This is a genomic window from Dictyobacter halimunensis, from assembly GCF_036245075.1.
Map to the genome: position 1 here is coordinate 230307 of NZ_BSRI01000002.1, position 22789 is coordinate 253095.

Here is a 22789-nt window from a genome sequence, read left to right on the forward strand (position 1 = left end):
AGGCATATCATTCCCCGATAGCGGTCCCTGTTCTTAATAGACCCTATCTGCCAGTTTGATCAGCAGCCAGGTCGCGCTATAGTACAGGGCCGCCAGTATCGCCAGGATGATTACAGTGGCGAACATAAAGGACATGTTGTACTGGTGCAGGGCCATCTGGATCAAGGCACCCAGACCCTTGTCGGGGCTGCAGAAAAATTCCCCTACCAGCGCTCCCGTGATTGAGAGCGTCAGGCCTGTGCGCACCGATGCCAGCACGGCGGGTAACGCCAACGGGAACTCGATGTAGGACAATAATGAGAGTCCCGACGCTCCTTCTAGCCGCGCCGCATCCAACAACTCACGATCAATGGTCTGAACACCAAAGATGGTGTTGATGACCATAGGGAAGAGCACGACCAGCATACAGATGATCGTTACCGGCAACGGTCCGGTATTAAACCAGAGAAACAGAAATGGAGCGAGCACAATAGCCGGGATCGCCTGGCCAGCCGACAGGTACGGCTGCAACATGTTGGCCAGAAAACGTGATTTAGCAACCCCATAACCCAACGGCAGTGCCACTACAACACCCAATAAAAAGCCCGCCAGGCTCTCCTGCACGGTCACAAGAATATGCACCCAGTACAATCCTCCAACCAGCCCATCAATCAAACTGGCAAACACGTCCTTAGGAGGCGGAAGGATGAACGCGTTAATGCGCCCGGTAGCAGTGGTAATATACCAGGCGAACAAGAGGAGCAGACCTAAAACAAATGGAGGCAAAAAATTCCAGACAGTATTGAGTTTTTTCCAGGAGCGCGCCTGTCGGGCCGCCCCCCATTCCTGGCGTCCAGTTCAACGAATCTGGCGCGTCGGTTTTCGCGCACATCCAGTTGCGCGCTATCAGTCCTTGAAGTTGTAGCACTCATAAAAATTGATATCCCTCGGTTCTTAGCCAATACCGACATCTCTTCCCTGAAAAAACAAAAAAAGATAGATGTCAATTTAACTAACCCAGGGGGACATATGAGGGAGATGTGATTAAACCAGGCGCCAGAGTGAATATACGAAAACACCCCATCCGCCACAGCTACACAGCCGAGCGCATGACACTGGTTCACATTATAACCTTCTCCCATCCGGACTATACCGTCGGCTTCGGCCTCTCACCGAATCTGTTCGCCATTGATCAAGAAGCAATCAATGGCAAACTCGCGGGCTCGGCACAGCTTTATACGCTCTGCCATACCGCCGGTAGGGAATTTCACCCTGCCCCGAAGGTTTTATTTGTGGTTATTATGCCATATACGAGTCGAAATATGCAAGTGCTTAAGTTAGCAGGCTAACGGTTCTCGACGCGATGAAATTCTTCACCATAACTGTAGCCGTACTTCTGACCTATCTGGGCATTCAGATCGCGCAGGAATTTTTCGAGGTCGGCGAAATTCTCTCCTACCTGGCTGTCATGCGCCCGCAGAGCCGCGATCTTGAGATCGATAGTTGAGGCAGTATCAATGCTATGGTTTTGCACCGGCGTGCCAGATATGTATATTTCCGAAACTTTGTGCGGCTGCAATCCTTCCTCCAACAGTTCAGGAAAATCCCAGGGGTTCTGGGAGGCGGGATAGATGGCCGATAGCGTGGCCTCTCCGGCCGCCAGGTGATCGGGATGATAGCGGGGAATGATCAATGCAGGTGTCCAGGTACGTTCAGGTGATTGGCAGATGACACGAGATGGACGATAAATGCGCAATTGGCGTACGATCGAACGGCGTAGATCCAGGTCTGGCTGTAAACGACCATCTGGATACCCCAGAAAGATGACGTCTTTCACTCCCAGGACGCTGGCAGCGGCACGCTGCTCTGCCATGCGAGTCTGACTTATACGCAGCCTCGCTTCCAGACCGACGTCAGTCGCGCTATCGGAACCGCCACCGCTGGCATCGGTGCAGATAACATAATAAACATCCCAACCCTCGTGCGCCCACAGCGCCACACTACCCGCGCAATCAAACTCTGCGTCATCGGGATGGGCAACCACAACCATTGCTACTTTATGCTGTTCTTCTTGCATCGTGATTTCTTTCATTTCTGCTTAAATAATTGCCATGTACTTACCAGGAAAAAACAGGAAACGCCCGCAAAGGATTTCACCACAAACAGCTTCTCTTCTACCAGTGCTGATTGCAGGTTCCACTTTGCGGGCAATTGTTTCTGTCTGGGCGATCAGAGAAAAACTGTTACGTTGCAACATGTTATCATCTGACCAGCCACGCCCTGCTTACCGACTATCTATTGTACACTATGGCTAATCGTTTTTGTTGGCAAGCACCATTAACAGACCTCCCAGCATAGAGAGATTCTTGAAAAATTGCACCTGGTGATTGGCACGGCCCGCGGGAGTCTCTTCTTTCCAGAAGGGATGCCCCACAAATGTTGTGGCTGTCAATGAACCAAGCAGCGCTAGCGCGGAAAGCTTCGGCAGCACACCAACAGCCAGGGTACTACCCGCTACAACCATCACCGCTCCATTCAAAATGGTAGCCTGCCGTGGCTGCGGCACACCTGCGGCCTCCACTTTTTGTACTCGTCCACCCGGTTCAGCAAACGCTCCCGCCCCACCTACTACAAAAATCGAACCCAGCAGTAATTGCCCCAGAGTCTTAAACATATCAGATACTCACAATCCTTCACTATATCTTCATCCAACTGAACAGTCATTACTGCCCACTCTACCTACTATACCGCAGTCCCTATGCCAGTGGTTTCAACGCCCTGCATTTTTCCTACTTCATTCATGCTATTGTTATCACCCTCTACTGCAAAAAAAGAAGAGCATTTCTGATGGTATAATGGCATAAACCCCTTATATGAGGACAATAACAATTTTATGCAAGCCCCACGGATTTCGCCTGATATGTTGTAGATATCTTTAAGGAGGAATACTGCATGCATCCTTTTCCAGCAGTGAATTCACGCGCCCCGTTTATCTGGCATGGAGGTGATTATAATCCTGAGCAATGGCCCAGGGATATATGGGACCAGGATATTTCGTTGATGCAGGAGAGCCATTTTCGCGTGCCCACGGTGGGCGTTTTTAGCTGGGTAAGCCTTCAACCAGAAGAAGAGCGGTTTACCTTCGAATGGCTGGATACTATTCTTGATAAGCTGGCAAATTCCGGGCGCTTGATCTGCCTGGCAACCCCAACCGCTGCCCAGCCAGCCTGGATGTCTCAACGCTATCCCGATGTTCTACGTTCGGATGATAAAGGAATACGCAATCACCATGGAAGACGCGGCAACTATTGCCCTACCTCACCAACATACCGCAGGTTTGCTGTCCAGATCGCTGAACGCATGGCCGAACGCTACGCCAAACATCCCGCCTTGCTTATCTGGCATGTATGTAATGAATATGGAGGAGCCTGTTATTGTTCACAGTGCGCGACTGAGTTCCGCAACTGGTTACAAAAGCGCTATAGTAGTCTGGACGACCTGAATCAAAAATGGTGGACCCCTTTCTGGGGCCACACCTACACCGACTGGTCGCAAATTGAACCTCCCTACGCGAACGGTGAGCGGGCCATTCATGCACTGACACTGGACTACAAACGCTTTCAAAGTGATATGCTGCTGCAATGTTTCCAACTGGAACGCGATGCTATTCGCAAGTTCTCGCCAGATATCCCGATCACAACAAACATGATGGGGACATATCCGGGTCTGGATTATCGGAAGTGGGCAAAAGAAGTAGATGTCATCTCCTGGGATTGTTATCCCGCTCCCAAAGACCATCCCAGCGATATCGCGTTCTTGCACGATCTGAATCGTGGCTTACGTGATAATCAACCATTCTTGCTGATGGAACAGACCCCTAGCAGCCAGAACTGGCAGGCGGTAAACGCACTTAAACGGCCTGGTATTCTGCGCCTGTGGAGCTACCTGGCGGTTGCCCATGGAGCGGATGCGGTGATGTATTTCCAGTGGCGACGTGGACGCGGCGGTTGTGAGAAGATGCACGGGGCGGTTGTCGAGCATAGCGGACGCGCCGATACGCGTGTCTTCCGCGAGGTATCACAGCTAGGAGCAGAGTTAGAGCACCTGAAAGATCGCACCATTGGAGGCGTGACGCATTCACGAGTGGCCATGCTCTTTGATTGGGATAACTGGTGGGCCATAGAGGATACGGTTGGCCCTGTGCGCGATAAACAGTATATCCAGACGTTGCGCCAGCATTATGCAGCACTGTGGAAACAGCATGTTTCCGTGGATATCGTATTCAGCGATTCAGATATAAGCACGTATGATGTATTGATCGCTCCCATGCTTTATATGCTCAAACCAGGCGTTGCGGAACGCATAGAAGCCTTTGTATCTAAAGGCGGGTCTTTTATTGCTACCTATTTCACTGGCTACGTCAATGAATATGATCTGGCCAATGAAAATGGCTATCCCGGCCCTCTTAGCCATGTATTAGGGATCTGGAATGAGGAGATTGATGCACTTTATCCAGAGCAGAGCAACAAAATTGTGATGAATGATGGTAGCGGCAAGTATGTCTGCAATCACCTATGCGAGATTATCCATTGTGAAGGTGCCACACCATTGGCCACGTACGCAACGGATTTCTATGCTGGCAGCCCCGTGGTTACCCGTAATAGCTTTGGGCGGGGAAACGCATATTATATCGCTAGCCGGCCAGAGCAGTCTTTCCTGGACGCTTTCTATGCGCCTATCCTCGCCGAGCACCATATTGCCCCGACTTTAACAGTCCCAGCAGGCGTTGAAATAGCCCAGCGAGAAACGGCTCAGGGGACGGTTCTGTTCCTGCTCAATCACGCCACGGATGCCGTACAAATTCCCCTCCAATCCAAAAAACGTTTTCTGAACTTACTCAATGATCAGACGGTTCAGGATACCATTACCCTGACGCAATACGATGTCGCCATTTTAACGGCGATAGATGATGAGAAGAACCAGGGAGCAAAGGGGCAGTAGGGACAACTTCATAAGCGATTTCTTGCTCACCATCTCAGGCAATGAGATGGTGAGCATCTCGGTTTCTTGGCAGGACCTCTTCAGAGGGGATATAATGTCTTCACGAGGAGGCCTATGAGCACAGAATTACGTATTATACCAATTACTGGTATTGGTGAGATCGACCCGGGCATTGACCTGGGAGTTCTCATTTATAAAGCATTACAAGAGCAGCAACTGACACTGCAAGCTGGCGATATACTGGTGGTGACGCAAAAAATTGTTTCCAAAGCGGAGGGGCGCCTGGTCAATCTAGAGACGATTGAGCCATCAGAGTTTGCGAAGGCTTTCGCAGAACGCAATCAAAAGGATGCACGCCATGTGGAGGTAGTATTGCGCGAGAGCAAACGTATTGCGCGCATGGATCGTGGCGTGATGATTTCTGAGACGTATCATGGCTTTATCTGTGCCAACGCGGGCGTTGATGAGTCAAATGTCGAGGGTGGCGAGTTCCTGACATTGTTGCCAGTAGATTCCGATGAGTCGGCCCGCCAGATCCGAGGCCGTTTACAGTCGTTGTCCGATACACAACCACCGCTGGATATCGCGGTTATCATTTCCGATACCTGGGGGCGTGCCTGGCGCAATGGCCAGGTGAATATGGCCATCGGCGTTGCGGGCATGGAGGCGATGGCTGATTATCGCGGACAGCGCGATGCCTACGGCTATGAGATGCGCGCCAGCATGATCGCGGTCGCTGATGAACTGTCCGCCGCCGCTGAACTGGTCATGGGGAAAGTCGATCGAGTTCCGGTTGCGCTGATTCGTGGCTACCACTATACGCCAGCCGAAGGAACCGTTCACACGTTGACACGCGATAGTGCCACCGATATGTTCCGCTAGTCAAGATGGATCTCGTAATATTTTCATGAAAGAAACCGATACAACTAATGACAGCGTGGTTGACCGTCCGGTCACCACGCCTGAACGTGTCACTGATCTTGCCACGTTGATGCGCAGTCGCCGTAGTGTTCGCCAGTACCAGGATAAAGCGGTACCACGCGAGATGCTTCTGCAAATGCTGGAAGCGGCACGCTGGGCTCCATCCCCACACGGACGTCAACCCTGGCGCTTCGTCGTGCTCACCAGGCCCGATCTCAAACAGCGCCTGGCCGATGCGATGGGCGTAACGTGGCGGCAGAATCTTGAAATGGATAGACAGCCCACGGAGATCGTTAACATTCGTTTGGAAAAATCGCATCAGCGTATTCTACGTGCGCCAGCTTTGATTATGCCTTGCCTCTATCTGGAGGACCTGGATCAATATCCCGACGCACGGCGCCAGGAAGATGAGAAGACGATGGCGGTCCAGAGCATTGGGGCCGCGATCCAGAATCTGCTCTTGACCGCTTATGATCTGGGGCTGGATACCGGTTGGATGTGCGCGCCTCTGTTCTGTCCAGAAGTTGCCTGCGAGGCACTGGATCTGGATGCCCGCTTGATCCCACAGGCGCTGATTAGCGTAGGCTATGCGGCGGCTGATCCCAAACGGCGCCCGCGCCTGCCTTTAGAGAGTTTAATAGTTCGCTTTGATTGAGGTAACAGATGATTGTCGTTCTAGCCGGTGGAGTCGGCGCCGCACGCTTCTTACAGGGCCTCGTCCAGGTCGTGCCCCAGGAAGAAATTACGGTCATTACCAATACTGGTGATGATCGCGTCTTTTATGGACTCAATGTCTCGCCCGATACCGATATCGTGATGTATACCCTGGCCGGTCTTGTCGATGAGAAAAATGGATGGGGCATTCGTGGTGATACCTTCCATACCATGAAACAATTGACTAGCTATGGCCATGAAGACTGGTTCGCGCTGGGCGATCGGGACCTGGCGACGCATATTCATCGGACCGCGCGCCTGCGCGAGGGCAAGACCTTAAGCGAGGTGGCCGATGAACTGCGCGCTCACTTCGGCTTAAAGCTACGCATCCTGCCCATGAGTGATCAGCCTGTCGCTACCCATATTCAAACACCGGCCGGACTTTTCCACTTTGAGGAATACATGGTTCAGCGTCGGTGTTCTGATGAAGTACAGGATGTTGTTTTTGTGGGGGCCAAGGAGGCAAAGCCCGCGCCCGGTGTGCTGGAAGCACTCAAAACAGCCGATGCCATCTTGCTGGCACCCAGTAATCCCATCGTGAGCATTGGCAGCATTCTGGCCGTCCCAGGCATCCACGATGCTCTGCATGAGACCAGTGGCATGATTGTCGCTGTCAGCCCGATTGTCGGGGGCGCTCCCATCAAGGGACCAGCGGATAAGCTGATGCGGGGCCTGCATATGGATGTATCCGCGGTTGGCGTTGCCCGCCACTATCGCGATTTCCTTGATGTCATGGTCATCGATACACGCGATGCGCACCTGGCTGAAGCCATTGAGGATCTTGGCATCCCTACGTCTGTCACCAACACTATTATGAGTGACAGTCAGGCGAAAGCCGAGCTCGCCCGCCATGTCCTGCGTGCAGCGGGCCTGGATAATTGGTGAAGATAATAGGAAAAGCTTGTGAAATATACAGCCCTTGTCCCTGTGAAATCGCTTGAAGCGGCGAAAAGCCGCCTCGCTTCCCACCTGACAGCCGAACAGCGCGCCAGTCTTATGCTGGATATGCTCCATCATGTTTTGCAGACCTTGCAGATAAGCCAGGCCTTCGAGCATGTCTCGGTCGTTAGTGCTGATACCCGTGTGTTACAGCACGCTCAACATTGGGGGGCACAGGCTCTGGTAGAAACACAAGCTGGTCATAATCCCGCTTTGACTGCCGCCGCTACCCATGAGCTTTTACAGGGGACCGACGCCCTTTTAACCATATCAGCCGACCTGCCTTTGCTGCAGGTGGCTGATATTGGTCAACTTGTCGAAAAATCGAGATGTCACGATGTTGTCATTGCTGCATCACAGGATGGCACCGGGACCAATGCCTTGCTTACACATCCTCCACTGATCCTACCCTATACATTTGGTGTGAATAGCCGCTACCACCACCAGAATGAGGCCCAAAAACGCCATCTCAGCTACATGGTCCATCATAGCCTTGGACTTTCCCTGGATATCGATACGATTGAGGATATCTCGACCCTTGAGCGCTATGATATGACTACGTTTGCCTCTTGCGGCCGCCTGGTCCCCTGATACAGGCGTCAACACACTTTAGTGGGGGCCTGCCATGCCAAACTCGGTGCCACAGGGTCCACCATCAGTATTCTCAGCAATGGAGACCTCTTCACCGTTCATGGTCAGGATCGGTCGATACCAGAGCGACATGCGCTCGGAGGAGCGGCCGATATAATGACAGATGAATGAGCGCCGATAGCGGTCCCGGCTGGTGTTGGGCTGCGAACCATGAACCAGGCTGCCATTGAAGAATAAGACATCACCCGGCTCCATATCCACCGGCACCGCCTGCAAACCCTCGGGGATGGGAACATAGTCTTTGGTAAAGGAGACGCTCTCATCGGCCTCTTCTGGACAGCAGATGCCCATGTTCTGCGTTCCCGGCACCACCTCCAGACCGCCATTCTCCCGATCCACTTTATCTAGTGCGATCCAGGCCGCGATGCACGTTCCCGGTTCAACACGCAGGAAAAAGTTGTCCTGGTGCAGCGCCTGCCCTTTGCCGCCTGCTGGCTTAAAGTAGAGCATGCTCTGTGCGGCCAGCGGTTCCTCCCCGAAAAGATCTTCCAGAATATTTCCCAGTCGTGGATCCAGAAGATAGCGCAGGGCCATATCGTTAAAGCGATGTGGATGCATGATACGCGGATATTGCTTGAGTATATCCCCATTGGCTTGATCGGCGGGAACCGGCTCAAAGTAGCCGGGAACGCGTCCTCGGGCATGCACCTGCATGAAATTTTGGGTCAACGCTTCGACTTCTGAGGGTGCCAGCAAGTTCGGTATCACCAGGTAACCGTCTTGCTGAAATGTTTGTACTTGCTCAGCTGTTAATCGCTTCATCGTCGTTGACATGCTTATCCTCTTCTCTCTCCATAATCAAGCTAACAGCGTGTCTGAATTTCATAATGATTGCTCGGAACACGCTTGCGCTTTCGCACCTGCCTGCGGTGCTCAAGGGTCATATGGTTGTTGGTGCATCAGGAGCGCGGATGCGCTCCTGATGCACCAACAACCCAAATCGGTGCGGCCGCGCAGCGGACGCCCGTGCGGGGGCGCTCGCATGCCCCCACGATGACGGAGTAACTATCCTGCTTTTACTGTATCTGACCTGGATGAAAAAATGAATAGACAAGGCGGTCGAGAACATGTACAATCCTGCTATATGACAGTTGAAGAAATGGCATCACCACCACCTGCGATTCTCGTTACAGGTTCCTTTCAAGAGCATGAGGACTACGCAGTTTATCGCGCGCATGGATCGGGCAACTGGCTCATCACCTATACGCTCGCGGGCCAGGGGCTCTATCGCCAGCCCGGCGTGCAGTTGCTGACCACGCCGGGAACGCTTGTCTTGCTGCAACCAGATGCTGTTCACGATTATTCGGTTCCCCGTGATGGCTATTGGGAATTTTTCTGGGCCCATTTTCAGCCACGTTTGAGCTGGCTCTCCTGGTGGCAACTACCCGAAAAAGGACGCGGGTTGTATGCCGTCTCTTTATCATCTTCAGCAATACGTGAACGGATACACGATGCATTCTTACAACTGCATGCCGATGCCAGCGCTCCCTCAAGCCATCTTTCTGCTTCTCGGCAGAATAACAGTTCACCAGGCGTCCAGGGGACCACGGATATGCTGCAGCGTGAACTGGCACTTAATGGGCTTGAAGAGATCTTATTGCTGGCTACCCGTGCCTCAGCGCAACAGGTCAGGCAGGCGCTGGACCCACGCATCCAGTTACTACTGCAGATGATGGCAGAAAACCTTAAAGCACAGTATGATCTGAAGACGCTGGCCGCGCTGGTCGCGCTTTCTCCCTCACGCCTCTCTCACCTTTTTAAACAGGAAACAGGTAATTCACTGATCAACGTGCTGATCGCCCTGCGGCTGGACAAAGCCGCCCGGTTACTGGAGTTCAGCAACCTCACCATCGCCACCATCGCGGAAGAGGTTGGTTTTAGCAGCCCTTTTTATTTTAGCCGACAATTTCATCAACGCTTTGGACAGAGTCCCAGCGAGTACAGGCAGGCACTGGAGCAGCATACCGGACACCAGCCACTGACACCATAAAAAGGTTCCTTCCCAAAATATACATGTCGTTCACTATTTGGATGTACGAATTGCACAAAGCAAACAACCGTAAAGGGCTGGAGAAGACGCAGTCGGATAGTTCTTAAAGGTCCAATACGAACATATAAGAATGTTACAGCAGATTATGCTTTCATATGGGGCTCTTTTCAGCATTCTATACATACAGATGAATTTATATTGTGTTTAGTATGCACATCGATTCTGGATATGACAAATCCCTCTGGCACGGTCGAGGTTGTCTAAATAGACAGGAAGCCGAGCCTTTTTCAGCACAAATTGTGCAATGTGCACAATTTGTGGTCGGTAAGTTTCGGATAAACTGTCTGTAGTATACTCCTCTATAACCGTCATATTATAAAGGCAGGCAAGTACAATCTCGTGGGCACGAGGTTAATGAGCTTAATACTATGTATTAATCGCTTACGGCACTATTGGGCAATGCATGCCACCATTTCCTGCAATGATGCGAGGATACCATGTTAAGAGGAGAACAAGACAGATGACCCCAGAGGAAGTCTTAAAGCTAGCGAAAGAAAACGGAGTCAAGATTGTCGACTTCAAATTTTCGGATCTACCAGGTACCTGGCAGCATTTCAGTGTGCCCGTGCATGTATTATCAGAAGACTTATTTTCCGAGGGCTTGCCATTCGATGGTTCCAGCGTTCGCGGCTTCCAGACCATCAATGAGAGCGATATGCTGGTGATCCCCGATGCCAATACGGCATTCCTGGATCCATTCACCAACATTCCAACTCTGAGCCTCACATGTGATATCGCTCACCCCGGCCGAGCCGGTAGCCAGAAGCCCTATAGCCGTGACCCACGTTATATCGCCCGTAAGGCGGAAGATTACCTGCGTAGCACAGGCATCGCCGATACCGTGTTCATTGGCCCTGAAGCAGAGTTCTACATTTTTGATAACGTTCGCTACGCTTCGGGTGACAACATCCAATACGCAGAGGTCGATTCGGAAGAGGCCCACTGGAACAGTAAGGGCCGTGAAGACGCTCGTAACCTTGGACACCTGATGAACGTCAAGGGCGGCTATTTCCCGGTTGCCCCCAGCGATACCTACCAGGATCTACGTTCAGAGATGGTGATGAACCTGGAGACCCTTGGCATTACAGTTGAAGCCCACCACCACGAAGTTGGCGCCGCCGGACAGTGTGAAATTGACTATAGATTTGGCACGCTACTCGATACAGCAGATAAGCTCTTGCTCTTCAAGTATGTGATCAAAAATACGGCCCGTAAATACGGGAAGTCGGTCACATTTATGCCCAAACCAATCTACGGCGACAACGGATCAGGCATGCATACCCATCAGAGCCTGTGGAAAAATGGCCAGCCGCTCTTCTATGAAGAGGGGAGCTATGCCAACTTATCGCAAATGGCCCGCTACTACATCGGTGGCGTCCTGACCCACGCCCCTTCGATCCTGGCGATTGCTGCCTCCTCCACCAATAGCTATAAACGCCTGGTGCCAGGCTTTGAAGCACCGGTGAACCTGGTCTTCTCACAGGGCAACCGTAGCGCAGCCATTCGTATCCCACGGACCGAGAGTCCCAAAGCGACCCGCGTGGAGTTCCGCCCACCCGACCCAACGGCGAACCCCTACCTGCTCTTCTCCGCCTTACTCATGGCTGGTCTGGACGGTATCCGCAACGAGATCGATCCCAGCCAGTACGGCTACGGTCCCGTCGATAAAGACCTGTACAGCATGAGCAAAGAAGAATTAAGCGAGATCAGCTCGGTACCAGGATCGCTGGATGAGTCCCTCAAGGCTCTTGAGAACGATCATGCCTTCTTGCTTGAAGGTGGCGTCTTTACCTCGGACGTGCTGGAAAAATATGTGGATCTCAAGCGCGAGCAAGCCGACCAGGTTCGCCTGCGCCCGAACCCCATCGAATTTTCGATGTACTACGACGCCTAGTTGATACTATACCGCAAAAAAGATCTCGGCTACTTGAAGTAGCCGGGATCTTTTTTCCTGAGAACACCTATCATGTGCCCACTAAGGCAACATGTATATAACCTCTGCCCCATCCATTCAAACAGGCCTGTATCGTATATATGCTTCTGCCTCTCACCCATTCAAACAGGTCTGTGTCGTGTGCGCCTTGCGCACACGACACAGACCCCAAATAAAAGGGCGGACGCATAACGCGGCCGCCCGAACGAGGGCGCTCTGCTTCCTCTTACAAACGAAAATAGAGCATTTTCCAAACAAATTTAATAAGAAGTGCAAAAAATATTACCTGCTTTGAAGGCCCCCATTCATCATAGCAGAGATTAGTAATGCAATCAGCAAATTCCTTAATAGTCCGTGTACTGTACACGTCATAACAGTAGGTATCCCACACGCGTCTACAAACGTGCTATAGTATGACATAACAGCACGTTCGTTAGACTTACATATAGAGGGGCACGGATATGAAATTACTTGTAGATAGCTATGGACGACGTATTAAAAGTATGCGTATCTCGATTACAGATAAGTGCAATTTTCGTTGCACCTATTGTATGCCTGCGGAAGGCCTCCCCTGGCTTAAGAAAGATGAGATTCTTTCTTATGAAGAGATTATACGTATCGCGCGCGTTTCGGTACAGATGGGCATTGAACAGATCCGTCTGACAGGCGGAGAACCACTGGTGAGGCGTGATGTTCCAGAACTGGTGCGCCAGTTGGGCCAGATTGAGGGACTGCGTAGCCTGAGCTTAACAACGAATGGCATCCTGTTGAAACAACAGGCGAAGGCGCTGGCCGAAGCAGGACTGACACGCATCAACGTCAGCCTGGATTCCCTGCTGCGTGAGAAGTTCGCGCGCCTGACACGACGCGATCAATTAGATAAGGTCCTTGAGGGACTGGCCGAGCTAGAACACTACCCTTCTATTCGCCCTATTAAGATCAATGCGGTGGCGATGCGTGGCTACACAGAGGAAGAGGTCCTTTCATTTGCCCGCCTGGCTCGTGATAAAGCCTACGTTGTACGCTGGATAGAATTCATGCCACTGGATGCGGATCAAATCTGGCGTAAAGAAGATATTCTAACTGGAGCCGAAATCAAACAGATTATTGAATCCGAATATGGTCCTTTGCAAAAAATTACCTCCGGAGATCCATCCGAAACAGCCCGTCGCTACACATTTAGTGATGGCATTGGTGAAGTGGGCTTCATTAATCCTGTGAGTGAGCCTTTCTGTTCTACCTGTGATCGTATTCGCCTTACAGCAGATGGGCAATTGCGCACCTGCCTTTTCGGTACCGAAGAAACCGACCTCCGCGCCATTGTACGCACACATACAGACGATGAGCCACTTGTGGAAGCAATACACCAGGCGGTGCTCAACAAAGAATTAAAACATTATATTGGTGATAAACGCTTCCGTAGGACTAACCGGACGATGTCCAGAATCGGCGGATAGTTCAATCAAACGATTGATAGTACACCTACTTTACATATAAAAGTGATGCTTTTTTGTAGCTATCCACCTCGTTACTACAGTGTAAAGATTTGCAAAAAGAATGTTACAAAGAAACGGCAGGATCGTCATTATAGTTAATAGACAAAGTATATATTGTCTGACATATTATTTTGTCTTAATGCATTAACATCGTAGTAAATATTCATCCGGTCTGACTAGAATCACAGGCCAGAAAGAGGAAATTGTGGCAAACGAGGAAGCGGATCTGTTAACAGTTGGCGAGGTGGCAAAGCAACTACGTGTTGACGATACAACCGTTCGCCGATGGATTAAAAGTGGTGTGCTTGAGGCGATCTCACTTCCCCATAGTGGTATACGCCAGGCATATCGAATTCGCCGTTCTACACTGGAAGCCTTACTTGCAGCCCCATCCTCTCTTCTTGAAGAGGGCAACGTCGGAGTCGAAACAGATTAGTATCTTAGCTTCCGAACTGCTAGTACTTTCCCCCCACTAGCAGACGGAGGCTTTTGTGTGCATTTATGTATCCTGTTTTTTACAGCTCTGCCATTTATTGCTATATTTTCATGCGATAGAGTTGTAAACCATCACTATTAAATTGTTGCACGGCTTCTAGATCACATTTTACAGCCAGGTGGGACGACGCCGGATCGGCAGCCGGAAGGAAGGCTTCAAAGTAGATCGGCACCCCTTCAGCTTCAGCTTCAAATTCAAAATCTGAAGCCAGCAGACGAGCCCGATTTAAGGCCCCTGCCAGTAATGCGCGGCCCGCACCTCGACACCGGTGCTCAGGGTGGACCGCACCTCGACAACGCAAATGGTAGCCCTCAGCATCCCGCAGGCATTCCAGAATGGTGTAACCGACAATTTCCCCTTCTATCCCTTCCAGCGTTCCTGCTTGCCCCCAGGTTAACAATTCATCGTCATCATCGGTCATTACAAAGGCATTCGCCTGGGCTTCACGGTCGGGATCCAAGAACCAGGCGATGAATGCCTCCTCGCTCATCGCTGGAATGCGATCAGCAATGGCGGATGCCTGTCGAATGCTGATGATGGTAGAAATATCTCCCGGGCGAAAATAGCGAATACGCATAGACTTGTCCATCTTTCTCTAAGCAAACATTTCAGTTACGTATACTATACTATGTCGCCCCGGACTCGCATAGCACCGGTCAGCAGAGCAACATATATATGAGTTATACTATAAGCACATACTTTTGCTATACAGCCTGCGACCTCATATCAATGTTCGCCAAATGTATCCCGGTCGCACCTATACTAGAGGAGATCATCTATTTTGGCTGCGCTTACCCATCTTCAAGAAATCCGCCAGGCCCTCCCGGCCACGACCAGACAGATCTATTTAAATACCGGTACCTTTGGTCCTTTGCCTGATTGTGTACCTGAGGCAATAACCGCCCGCATTCAGGAAGAATGGCAGGAAGGTCGCCTGGGGCCACGTGGCTTTGGGGGGATCACGACGATCTCTCAGCAGGCGCGTGAGCATGTCGCTCGCCTGCTCCACTGCCAGGAAGAGGAGGTCACGCTCACGGACAATACCGGTGAAGGTATGAATATCGTGAGTTATGGCATTAACTGGCAAGCCGGGGATGAGGTGATTACGACCAACCACGAGCATATCAGTGCATTGGCCCCCCTCTATCAGATACGCGATCGCACAGGCATCGTCATCCGTATCGCCGATCTGGGTCCCCAGGCCAATCAATCCGCCCGGGAAGCTATCGAGCAGTTGATCACGCCACGCACACGTCTCATCTCCCTTTCCCACGTCACCTGGACCACAGGCGCCATCGTGGATGTGCAGGAGATAGCTGAGTTGGGACGCTCACATAACGTTCCCGTCCTCATCGACGGCGCTCAATCCGCTGGCAATATACCCATCGACGTTACCGCGCTGGGAGTGGATTTCTACGCCATCCCGATGCAGAAGTGGCTGTGCGGACCCGATGGGACAGGAGCACTCTATGTGCGCAAAGAGTCGATGCACTATATTCAGTCAACCTATGTAGGCTACTATTCTATGAAGTTTGGTCCTGCTGGAGACTGGGAGTTGCATGATCACGCACAGCGCTTCGAGGTTGGTGGGCGTCAGACCGCGGCTATTAATGGGCAGAGCGCCGTTCTACACTGGTTGGAAACAGTGGTCGGCTATGACTGGCTCTTCGCGCGTATCAAAGAGCTGAATAGCTACGCCTACCAGGCGCTCACACAGGTCCCAGATCTGACTATCCTCACACCCGAGCCTGGCCGCAATGGCATCCTCTCATTTACTATCGCCAATACAGATGAGACACAGCTCGTTACCTATCTGCGCGAAAAACACAATATCACCACCCGCAGTATTCCAGATAACAAAGCCCTGCGCATCTCAACCAGCTTCTTCAATACTGAAGAGGAGATCGATATCCTGGTTCGTGCACTTCTGACCCGCGAATAATCATGGTTCACTGCAAAGAGGCACCCTTGAAGAGTGCCTCTTTTCTTCTTGATCTTGCATTCTTTACTCTTTTCATGCCAGCTGTAGCTTTTCTCAACTTGAGCAAAAGGATTTTTAAGTTTACAATAATAAAGTCTATGCTAGATCATAAACTCTAGTATAGACCTGATACATTGATCACTTTAAAGCGAAAAAGTGAATACAACATTGAACCTTCTGGAGGAGAAAAGACAACATAAAAGCTACGGGCATGCATCCTCTGTCGAAAAAAGGCGGTTATCTGTCTTGCTTCGGCTCACTCGGTTTGGCAGCTCGGGCTCAATTGAAGGAGTTATTGCATGGCAAAAAACATCCAAGATCGTCCAGTCCTGGAGCAGTCGTCACCTCGGCAAGCCCTGCTGGAAGATTACCTGCGTGTACGTCGCTTCTCAGAGCAGCTATGTGTCCCTCTGGTAACAGAAGATTATGTGATTCAGTCGATGCCCGATGTTAGCCCTACACGCTGGCATCTAGCTCACACTTCCTGGTTCTTTGAAACCTTTGTGCTATCATCGTATACGCCAGACTATACGTCTCCTCATCCACAGTACGCCTATCTGTTCAATTCTTACTACAATTCGGTCGGTGAGCGCCATTGCCGGCCCAAACGAGGCTTGATTTCACGGCCTACCGTTCAGGAGACATATGCTTATCGCCGCTATGTGGATGACTGCGTGAGCGACTTTTTATCGACATGTACCGACGAGACCCTGGTCAAAGCTGCGCCAGTGGTAACATTGGGTATACATCATGAACAGCAGCATCAAGAATTGATGGTGACAGACATTAAACATGTCCTCTCCTGCAACCCTTTGCACCCGGTTTACCAGAAGCAAGCACTTTCTTCCGCCACGCCTCCCCCAGCACTGAGCTGGATCAGCTACTCAGAACAACTGGCCTGGATCGGATATGATGGTGATGGCTTCTTCTACGACAATGAAGGACCATATCATCGCGAGTTTGTAGATGCTTACCAGCTCGGCTCACGCTTGATCACCAACGGCGAGTATCTCCAATTTATTGAGGATGGGGGCTATCAAAATCCTTTGCTCTGGCTCTCCAGTGGTTGGAATACGGTTCAGGGTGAGCAGTGGCAGGCGCCACTGTATTGGGAGAAACATGACGGGCAGTGGATGATGATGACGTTGAGTGGTCTGCGACCAGTTGAACCGGCCGAACCGGTCTGCCATGTCAGCTATTATGAGGCCGATGCGTATGCTCGCTGGGCCGATGCACGCCTGGCAACTGAAGCTGAGTGGGAACTGGCGTCCAGACAGGTACCGATCGAGGGTAACTTTGTTGAAAACCAGCAGTTCCATCCGGTTCCACTGGAAAAAGCAGTCGATGCTATCAAACCGGAACAGATGTATGGAGACGTCTGGGAGTGGACGCAAAGCGCGTATCTACCGTATCGCGGTTACCGTCCCGCACCCGGTGCACTGGGCGAATATAACGGCAAGTTCATGTGCAATCAGTTTGTCCTGCGGGGCGGTTCTTGCGCCACTTCCATTACCCATATCCGCCCCACCTATCGCAACTTCTTCCCCCCGGACGCACGTTGGCAATTTATAGGCATTCGTTTAGCACGAGAGGTGTAACATCGTACAGAGCATACAAGAACAGCTTGAGCGGTATGATTTCGCGCCTAAACAGAAAACGGTTCGGATGGAAATTCTGCAAGGTTTACAGAAGCCGATTAAAGAACTTCCGAGCAAGTACTTTTATGATGAGGTTGGCTCACAACTATTCGATCGTATTACAGAGCTCGATGAGTACTATCTCACACGTACCGAGTTGCAGGTTATGCAGCAGCAGATCCAGGATATCGCGGCCACCCTGGGACCACGCTGCATGCTTATTGAGTATGGCAGTGGGAGCAGCATGAAGACGCCCCAGTTGTTAGACCACCTGGAGCAACCGGTGGCCTATGTACCTATCGACATCTCTAAAGAACATCTGCTGCAGGCCTCACTCAGACTGTCGCAGTCCTATCCAAAGCTAGAGATCCTGCCCATTTGCGCGGACTATACGAGCAATTTTGCTCTGCCCGATCCGACGCAACCAGGAGCTCGTAAAGTGGCTTACTATCCAGGCTCTACTATCGGAAACTTTGATCGCGAGCCAGCCAGAAATTTTCTGGCTCAGATCGCTCATACCTGTGGCCAGGGTGGCGGCCTTTTGATCGGAGTCGATCTAAAAAAAGATTTCTCCATCCTACATAGCGCCTACAACGATCAAGCGGGAGTTACCGCTGCTTTTAATCTGCACCTGCTGGAACGGCTCAACCATGAGCTCAACACCGATTTTCAACTGGATCAGTTTGGCCATTATGCGTTCTACAATCCGGCTGAGAGCCGCATTGAAATGCATCTGGTAAGCCTGCGCAAACAACAGGTCCAGGTGGGAAAAGAAAAGATCGCATTTGACGAGTACGAGAGCATCTGGACTGAAAGCTCTTATAAGTACACGCTTGATGAGTTTGGTCAGCTCGCCGCCAGCGCTGGCTTTAAAGTTGAGCACATCTGGCTTGATACGCAAAAGTTTTTCAGCATCCAATACCTTTCCGTCATCTAGCCATTCACCCGCACTGGTTTTGTGTGTTGGTGCAGGGGCGCGGATGCGCGCCCCTGCACCAACACACAAAACCAGTGCGGACGCTGCGCGTCCGCGAGTGTGGAGGCGCTCACGTATCCCCATGATGACGAGAGTCAGGCTCACCCCACGTATTTAGAGTACTCTATTTGCCAACGTAGGCGATGACATCGATCTCTACCATGAATCCCGCTAACTGGCTACCCACCGTGGTGCGAGTGGGTTTAGGATCGGAGAAATAGCTGGAATAGACCTTATTATAATCGGCGAACAGGCTGAGATCGCTGAGGTGAACGGTCGATTTGACCACGTCGTCCAGCGTGGCTCCGCCTGCAGCCAGGATCGCTTTGATATTTTCCAGTACGCGTGCCGTCTGCTCCTCAATTGTCTGGCCCACAATTTCACCTGTAGCCGGATCAACGGGTCCCTGGCCGGAAACGAAGATAAAGTCTCCGGCGCGCAGCCCCTGCGAATATGCACCTCGGGGCGTCGCACCTTGCTGGGTAGAAATCTGCTGCTTTGACATACAAAATCACTCCTTACCTATTGTCTACTTCCAATCAATAGCACTACATTCAAAGACTCTGACAGCTCTTATTGTATCAGACCGCGACAGGCTACCGGCCACGTAACCTCTACCTGTTCATTGCGGATTCCCACGATCTGGTTGAAGAGATTGGTGACGGTACAGCAGTGATTGGGGATCACAGTCAGGCGCTCGCCAATCGAGGGCTTGTGAGCGCAGGCGGAGAAATCTACGTGACCGTGTTCTTCGGACTGCGAGTAGATAACAGCCTCGGGATATTCTAGGATGAAGCCATAGCCGGGCGCGCTTCCCAGATCAGACGAGAATGTTTTGCTTCCGCCATCAATGATGCGCCGATTATCCGTTGGCTGGCTGACGACCGTGACGGTAACCTTGAAGGCCAGCTCATCCAGGGTCATCGCACCTGATTGCAGAGCATGACGATCCCCATAAACATATTCGCCCGCCCGATGCTCGTTGATCTCAGGAAAATCCTGCGCCTGCCATGAACAGTGGGTGCTACCACCACTGGCGCGCTCCAATGGAAGTTGGTCGGCGGCGAGCAAAGCCCTGGTTTCGCGTACAAAGGTGTTGGCACGCTCGCTGCTGGGATAGGTCATCAGGCCAGCGAAGTACAGACCGGGAGCGTCAGCAATCAGACGGGCCAATCTGGCGGCCGCCTCGGGTGTCTGCACGCCGCAGCGCTCCATCCCAGTGTCGCATTCAACCAGCACGGGTAGCGTCAGACCAGCCTGCGCCATCGCCGCCGAAAGGCCACGCACCACGAACTCATCATCAGCGGTAACGCTCATACGGCATCGTCGCGCTAGTTCAACCAGGCGGGCCAGCTTTCGCTCACCAACGATGTTATAGGGTACAAAAATATCCTGAATACCCGCGTCAGCCATGACTTCAGCTTCACCAAGCTTCTGACAGGTAATACCTACCGCTCCATGTTCAATCTGCATGCGGGCAATCTGCGGGATCTTATGGGTTTTAATGTGTGGCCGATTAGCGATCCCATATCGATCCAGATGCGTCTGCAGACGTGCGATATTGCGTTCTAACTTATCCAAATCTACCGTGGCAACCGGGGTTTCAAGCTGATCTCTATGCATGATGTGGCACCAACCTCCCTGCTCTCATGATCCATAAGTTCGGACCTCGCGTCCGATTAAAACCACGCAACAAAAAAGCCACCCGTGTGGGCAGGTGAGACGGCGACTTCCTATTTTCCCACGCAGTTGCCCACGCAGTATCATCGGGGAGGAAGAGCTTAACTTCCGTGTTCGGGATGGGAACGGGTGTGCCCTCTTCGCTATAGTCACCAGCTCACCTGCACATACAAGCGGCTTTCTTGACAGGGAGAATATTATCACAGCTATCCTCTCCTGTCAATACCTTCAAGATCATTCTTACAAAAAGATTATTCTGCTTGATCGGGCAGCGATGGGGGCACCGCAACCGGTTGCATCCCATAAGCGGTTTTGAGCTCTCTCGCCTTACTTGGCCGCAGAATAATAACAGCATTGATGAGCAGAACAACGCAATATATTCCAGAGCTTAACAATGCCAGATTTAAAGGTGTCGACAAAACCTGATGCGGATTTACCGTCAATAAGATCAGACCTGGGAAGTCTTTGGCTGCATGAAATAAGATACCCGGCCATATGGAGCCTGTTCGCAGACGCAGGCCGGATAACAGCACCCCAAAGCCAAACGCGAAGAGCGCCTGCCCGAGGACATAGTTCCAGGTAAAACCTGCCAGTATATTGCTCAGATGAACCACACCGAAGAGCACCGAGGAGATCAGGACGGAGGGCCAGATCCCCATGGGAAGCGCGCTCTGCAAAAGCAGTCCGCGAAAGAAACTTTCTTCGGTAAAACCTACCAGCAACGCCGCAATCAGGGCCAATACAATAATCGGCGTGCTGCTTTGCCTGTTGACCATCGGAAACGCGACGATCGAGGGTAAGACAATAACGATAAACGGTACGATATACAGGGCGATGTCCCTACCCCGCACACCCCTTGTAAAACCTATCTGCCTCCACCAGCCCAGGAGCGATAGAGGGATGATTGCCAGCACTACATAAAAGCATTCGCCAACAATATTTTTGATGATAAAAGATGGGTGCCAACCTTTAATTACCAGCGGAAGAATATAACTAAAAACGCGAGAAGCAACGATGAAATAGAGGAGGAGCAATACAGTACTGAGGAAAGGATGCTGCCGACAAAATCGGTTTAAAGGACCTTTCTTTTCCTCAACCATAAATCTGCCGGGCTGAGGCCGGTACGATTCAGCCATAGAGTCTTGCATTTCCATTACTTTCCTTTTGAGTTTTAGTCATTACCATGGGTTGATATGATACCACTATTCGCCCCAGATGCGGCGCAACAAGCGCAGCCCTGGATTACGATTCCACTGCAAAGCATTCCAACCTAAATCCAGATGGGCATCTATAATAAGCATATTTATACCCTTTCATCCCATATCAACATAGTTCAACATCTAAAAAATTAGCTTGCTCGTATTATAGGGGAAAACGTATCCTCTCAGAAAGGAATATGCTGTTTGCCTTAACTCCTCAAATAAAAGTCCTACGCGAAGGTGTATGGGCTATTTTTATTATGGAGATTTTTCAATGATATTCATCAAGTGCAGCATGGTTTACACATACCTATGAATAATATTCAAAATGTAATCAGCTTAATTCTAGCTCCCGTAGTGATGATTTCAAGCTGTACACTTTTTATGAATGGACTACTCCAACGTTATGATTCGCTGAGTGCGCGCCTACGTGCGCTGCATATCGAGCATATGGGATTGTTGCGCTCGATCCAACAAGAACAAGGGGCAAATCAATGCGACCCGCGCGAAACTGGTAGCCTATGCAATTTAAATAAAGAACGACTAGTAGAACTTGAATCCGAGATGCCTCATCTTCTAAAGCGGCACAGGCTTCAGTGGAACGCTATTCTCGCTGCTGAAATCTCTATCGGGTTGCTGGTTTTCAGTATGTTTGAGATCGGCTTTCATGTTATTAGCCATATGCCATGGGTAGAGCCAGCCGCGCTGTTTACCCTGCTGGTGGGGGCGCTGGTCTTCTTAACCTGTATTATGATTACCGCAGTCGAATTCGCGACCTCGCCCAAAGCCATTACCTTTGAAGTCAAACACGGCCTGGAACTCAGCCATTGATAGACATGTGATCGGAGGCGCTATTGTGCGATAGCGCCTCCGGGTATCGATATCGTCAGGCTCTCATCATCCATAAGTTCGGACCTCGCGTCCGATTAAACCTTGTGCCGCTACAACACAAAAAAGCCACCCGTGTGGGCGGGTGAGACGGCGACTTCCTATTTTCCCACGCAGTTGCCCACGCAGTATCATCGGGGAGGAAGAGCTTAACTTCCGTGTTCGGGATGGGAACGGGTGTGCCCTCTTCGCTATTGTCACCAGCTCACCTGCACATACAAGCGGCTTTCTTAACAGAGGGAATACTA

Annotated in this window: 22 protein-coding genes, 2 rRNA genes and 1 riboswitch; of the genes, 13 read left to right on the forward strand and 11 right to left on the reverse strand. The window is 51.2% G+C overall.

All coding sequences use genetic code 11. The features are described from left to right. Window positions 1-33 precede the first annotated feature (33 nt). From AABA21_RS15050 to AABA21_RS15065, 4 genes are all read right to left on the reverse strand, one after another. A complete protein-coding gene (locus tag AABA21_RS15050) occupies window positions 34-765 on the reverse strand; it encodes an ABC transporter permease (RefSeq protein ID WP_338251439.1) in 732 nt (243 codons plus the stop codon). 340 nt (window positions 766-1105) lie between these two features. Further along, window positions 1106-1268: riboswitch (FMN riboswitch) on the reverse strand. Between the two features lie 56 nt (window positions 1269-1324). Then, window positions 1325-2056, reverse strand: a complete 732-nt coding sequence (locus tag AABA21_RS15055; RefSeq protein ID WP_338251441.1) for a PIG-L deacetylase family protein — start codon at window positions 2054-2056, stop codon at window positions 1325-1327. A gap of 21 nt (window positions 2057-2077) precedes the next feature. Beyond that, window positions 2078-2236, reverse strand: coding sequence for a hypothetical protein (locus AABA21_RS15060; protein WP_338251443.1), 159 nt, complete (start codon window positions 2234-2236; stop codon window positions 2078-2080). 54 nt (window positions 2237-2290) lie between these two features. After that, window positions 2291-2653, reverse strand: a complete 363-nt coding sequence (locus tag AABA21_RS15065) for a DoxX family protein (RefSeq protein WP_338251445.1) — start codon at window positions 2651-2653, stop codon at window positions 2291-2293. 278 nt (window positions 2654-2931) lie between these two features. Between AABA21_RS15065 and AABA21_RS15070 the strand changes: the two genes are divergently transcribed. The 5 genes from AABA21_RS15070 (at window position 2932) to cofC (ending at window position 8145) form a co-directional block, all read left to right on the forward strand. Beyond that, window positions 2932-4980 carry a beta-galactosidase gene (locus AABA21_RS15070; RefSeq protein ID WP_338251447.1) on the forward strand — a complete coding sequence of 683 codons (2049 nt, stop codon included), beginning with the start codon at window positions 2932-2934 and terminating at the stop codon, window positions 4978-4980. A gap of 114 nt (window positions 4981-5094) precedes the next feature. Then, window positions 5095-5862, forward strand: a complete 768-nt coding sequence (cofE, locus tag AABA21_RS15075) for a coenzyme F420-0:L-glutamate ligase (protein ID WP_338251449.1) — start codon at window positions 5095-5097, stop codon at window positions 5860-5862. A gap of 25 nt (window positions 5863-5887) precedes the next feature. Continuing rightward, complete coding sequence (locus AABA21_RS15080; protein ID WP_338251451.1) at window positions 5888-6556, forward strand: nitroreductase family protein; 669 nt, start codon at window positions 5888-5890, stop codon at window positions 6554-6556. Between the two features lie 8 nt (window positions 6557-6564). Then, on the forward strand, window positions 6565-7500 hold the full coding sequence (gene cofD, locus AABA21_RS15085) for a 2-phospho-L-lactate transferase (protein WP_338251453.1): 936 nt from the start codon (window positions 6565-6567) through the stop codon (window positions 7498-7500). An 18-nt stretch (window positions 7501-7518) separates the two neighbouring features. After that, complete coding sequence (cofC, locus tag AABA21_RS15090) at window positions 7519-8145, forward strand: 2-phospho-L-lactate guanylyltransferase (protein WP_338251455.1); 627 nt, start codon at window positions 7519-7521, stop codon at window positions 8143-8145. An 18-nt stretch (window positions 8146-8163) separates the two neighbouring features. Here cofC and AABA21_RS15095 read toward each other — a convergent pair whose 3' ends face one another. After that, window positions 8164-8979 carry a phytanoyl-CoA dioxygenase family protein gene (locus AABA21_RS15095; protein WP_338251457.1) on the reverse strand — a complete coding sequence of 272 codons (816 nt, stop codon included), beginning with the start codon at window positions 8977-8979 and terminating at the stop codon, window positions 8164-8166. Between the two features lie 268 nt (window positions 8980-9247). On the opposite strand from AABA21_RS15095, the gene AABA21_RS15100 reads away from it, so the two are divergent. The 4 genes from AABA21_RS15100 (at window position 9248) to AABA21_RS15115 (ending at window position 14120) form a co-directional block, all read left to right on the forward strand. Next, window positions 9248-10195, forward strand: a complete 948-nt coding sequence (locus tag AABA21_RS15100; protein WP_338251459.1) for a helix-turn-helix domain-containing protein — start codon at window positions 9248-9250, stop codon at window positions 10193-10195. Between the two features lie 520 nt (window positions 10196-10715). Beyond that, window positions 10716-12149, forward strand: coding sequence for a type I glutamate--ammonia ligase (gene glnA, locus AABA21_RS15105; protein WP_338251461.1), 1434 nt, complete (start codon window positions 10716-10718; stop codon window positions 12147-12149). Window positions 12150-12649: 500 nt separating this feature from the next. Next, a complete protein-coding gene (gene moaA / locus AABA21_RS15110; RefSeq protein WP_338251463.1) occupies window positions 12650-13645 on the forward strand; it encodes a GTP 3',8-cyclase MoaA in 996 nt (331 codons plus the stop codon). Window positions 13646-13889: 244 nt separating this feature from the next. Beyond that, complete coding sequence (locus AABA21_RS15115; RefSeq protein WP_338251465.1) at window positions 13890-14120, forward strand: helix-turn-helix domain-containing protein; 231 nt, start codon at window positions 13890-13892, stop codon at window positions 14118-14120. A gap of 100 nt (window positions 14121-14220) precedes the next feature. On the opposite strand, the gene AABA21_RS15120 is transcribed toward AABA21_RS15115, so the two are convergent. Continuing rightward, window positions 14221-14757, reverse strand: a complete 537-nt coding sequence (locus AABA21_RS15120) for a GNAT family N-acetyltransferase (RefSeq protein WP_338251467.1) — start codon at window positions 14755-14757, stop codon at window positions 14221-14223. A 204-nt stretch (window positions 14758-14961) separates the two neighbouring features. Here AABA21_RS15120 and AABA21_RS15125 point away from each other — a divergent pair, with 204 nt between their 5' ends. From AABA21_RS15125 to egtD, 3 genes are all read left to right on the forward strand, one after another. Continuing rightward, window positions 14962-16122: an aminotransferase class V-fold PLP-dependent enzyme gene (locus AABA21_RS15125; protein ID WP_338251469.1), complete on the forward strand. Its 1161-nt coding sequence runs from the start codon at window positions 14962-14964 to the stop codon at window positions 16120-16122. Window positions 16123-16460: 338 nt separating this feature from the next. Then, the gene (egtB, locus tag AABA21_RS15130; protein WP_338251472.1) at window positions 16461-17759 is read left to right on the forward strand and encodes an ergothioneine biosynthesis protein EgtB; all 1299 of its coding nucleotides are present in this window, start codon (window positions 16461-16463) and stop codon (window positions 17757-17759) included. Between the two features lie 67 nt (window positions 17760-17826). Then, window positions 17827-18735 (forward strand): L-histidine N(alpha)-methyltransferase, encoded by a 909-nt coding sequence (egtD, locus tag AABA21_RS15135; RefSeq protein ID WP_338251474.1) that lies wholly within the window; start codon window positions 17827-17829, stop codon window positions 18733-18735. Window positions 18736-18898: 163 nt separating this feature from the next. Here the strand turns inward: egtD and AABA21_RS15140 are convergent, their stop codons facing one another. The 4 genes from AABA21_RS15140 to AABA21_RS15155 all read right to left on the reverse strand — a co-directional run bounded on the left by AABA21_RS15140 (window position 18899) and on the right by AABA21_RS15155 (window position 21602). Further along, window positions 18899-19279 carry a RidA family protein gene (locus AABA21_RS15140; RefSeq protein WP_338251476.1) on the reverse strand — a complete coding sequence of 127 codons (381 nt, stop codon included), beginning with the start codon at window positions 19277-19279 and terminating at the stop codon, window positions 18899-18901. 68 nt (window positions 19280-19347) lie between these two features. Further along, window positions 19348-20397 carry an alanine racemase gene (locus AABA21_RS15145; RefSeq protein WP_338251477.1) on the reverse strand — a complete coding sequence of 350 codons (1050 nt, stop codon included), beginning with the start codon at window positions 20395-20397 and terminating at the stop codon, window positions 19348-19350. Between the two features lie 97 nt (window positions 20398-20494). Beyond that, window positions 20495-20611: ribosomal RNA gene (gene rrf / locus AABA21_RS15150) — 5S ribosomal RNA — on the reverse strand. Window positions 20612-20705: 94 nt separating this feature from the next. Continuing rightward, window positions 20706-21602 (reverse strand): CPBP family intramembrane glutamic endopeptidase, encoded by an 897-nt coding sequence (locus AABA21_RS15155; protein WP_338251479.1) that lies wholly within the window; start codon window positions 21600-21602, stop codon window positions 20706-20708. A 363-nt stretch (window positions 21603-21965) separates the two neighbouring features. Here AABA21_RS15155 and AABA21_RS15160 point away from each other — a divergent pair, with 363 nt between their 5' ends. Then, the gene (locus AABA21_RS15160) at window positions 21966-22484 is read left to right on the forward strand and encodes a DUF2721 domain-containing protein (RefSeq protein ID WP_338251481.1); all 519 of its coding nucleotides are present in this window, start codon (window positions 21966-21968) and stop codon (window positions 22482-22484) included. 145 nt (window positions 22485-22629) lie between these two features. On the opposite strand, the gene rrf (AABA21_RS15165) is transcribed toward AABA21_RS15160, so the two are convergent. Continuing rightward, window positions 22630-22746 (reverse strand): 5S ribosomal RNA (gene rrf, locus AABA21_RS15165). Window positions 22747-22789: the final 43 nt, after the last annotated feature.

Coding starts and splice junctions, on each gene's coding strand:
- cofE (WP_338251449.1), top strand. CDS start 5,095: ATGAGCACAGAATTACGTATTATACCAATTACTGGTATTGGTGAGATC.
- AABA21_RS15055 (WP_338251441.1), bottom strand. CDS start 2,056: ATGCAAGAAGAACAGCATAAAGTAGCAATGGTTGTGGTTGCCCATCCC.
- AABA21_RS15155 (WP_338251479.1), bottom strand. CDS start 21,602: ATGCAAGACTCTATGGCTGAATCGTACCGGCCTCAGCCCGGCAGATTT.
- egtB (WP_338251472.1), top strand. CDS start 16,461: ATGGCAAAAAACATCCAAGATCGTCCAGTCCTGGAGCAGTCGTCACCT.
- AABA21_RS15120 (WP_338251467.1), bottom strand. CDS start 14,757: ATGCGTATTCGCTATTTTCGCCCGGGAGATATTTCTACCATCATCAGC.
- AABA21_RS15065 (WP_338251445.1), bottom strand. CDS start 2,653: ATGTTTAAGACTCTGGGGCAATTACTGCTGGGTTCGATTTTTGTAGTA.
- cofD (WP_338251453.1), top strand. CDS start 6,565: ATGATTGTCGTTCTAGCCGGTGGAGTCGGCGCCGCACGCTTCTTACAG.
- AABA21_RS15140 (WP_338251476.1), bottom strand. CDS start 19,279: ATGTCAAAGCAGCAGATTTCTACCCAGCAAGGTGCGACGCCCCGAGGT.
- glnA (WP_338251461.1), top strand. CDS start 10,716: ATGACCCCAGAGGAAGTCTTAAAGCTAGCGAAAGAAAACGGAGTCAAG.
- AABA21_RS15070 (WP_338251447.1), top strand. CDS start 2,932: ATGCATCCTTTTCCAGCAGTGAATTCACGCGCCCCGTTTATCTGGCAT.
- egtD (WP_338251474.1), top strand. CDS start 17,827: ATGGAAATTCTGCAAGGTTTACAGAAGCCGATTAAAGAACTTCCGAGC.
- AABA21_RS15100 (WP_338251459.1), top strand. CDS start 9,248: ATGAATAGACAAGGCGGTCGAGAACATGTACAATCCTGCTATATGACA.
- AABA21_RS15160 (WP_338251481.1), top strand. CDS start 21,966: ATGAATAATATTCAAAATGTAATCAGCTTAATTCTAGCTCCCGTAGTG.
- AABA21_RS15060 (WP_338251443.1), bottom strand. CDS start 2,236: ATGTTGCAACGTAACAGTTTTTCTCTGATCGCCCAGACAGAAACAATT.
- AABA21_RS15095 (WP_338251457.1), bottom strand. CDS start 8,979: ATGTCAACGACGATGAAGCGATTAACAGCTGAGCAAGTACAAACATTT.
- AABA21_RS15145 (WP_338251477.1), bottom strand. CDS start 20,397: ATGCATAGAGATCAGCTTGAAACCCCGGTTGCCACGGTAGATTTGGAT.
- AABA21_RS15080 (WP_338251451.1), top strand. CDS start 5,888: ATGAAAGAAACCGATACAACTAATGACAGCGTGGTTGACCGTCCGGTC.
- moaA (WP_338251463.1), top strand. CDS start 12,650: ATGAAATTACTTGTAGATAGCTATGGACGACGTATTAAAAGTATGCGT.